Consider the following 514-nt stretch of genomic DNA (forward strand, 5'->3'; position numbering starts at 1 on the left):
GTTCGAGTCCATCCCGAAGAAGCCGAGGACGTCGGCCATGAAACCGATCCTGGGCGAGAAGATGAGGATGAGCATCGAGACGACGATGACCGTCGAGATGAAGTGCGGCGCGTAGGTGACCATCTGGACGGTGCGCTTGAAGAACCGCGCCCGCACCTCGTTCAAGGCCAGCGCCAGGATGATCGGGATCGGGAACCCGGCGAGGAAGCCGTAGAGGCTCAGCATGAGGGTGTTGCGGATCAGGTCCCAGGCGACCGGGTTGGCGAAGAAGCGCTCGAAGTGGTCGAATCCGGCCCACGGCGAGCCCCAGATGCCCTGGACCACGTTGTAGTCCTTGAAGGCGATCACGTTGTTCGCCATGGGGATGTACTGGAATATCACGAAATACGCGACCGGCAGGACCAGCAGCACATACAGCTGCCAGTGACGGCGCAGATTCCGCCTGCGGGTCCTTCGGCTGCGCTCACGGACGGTGGCCGGGGCCGGCGCGTCCAATGCCGCGGTCACCGCTTCG

Annotated in this window: 1 pseudogene; it reads right to left on the reverse strand. The window is 63.6% G+C overall.

The annotated features are described in order from the left end of the window. Positions 1-507: pseudogene (locus JHY01_RS26185) on the reverse strand (sugar ABC transporter permease); the annotation flags it as partial. Positions 508-514 lie beyond the last annotated feature (7 nt).

Source organism: Glycomyces sp. YM15 (genome assembly GCF_016918015.1).
Taxonomy (GTDB): domain Bacteria; phylum Actinomycetota; class Actinomycetes; order Mycobacteriales; family Micromonosporaceae; genus Glycomyces.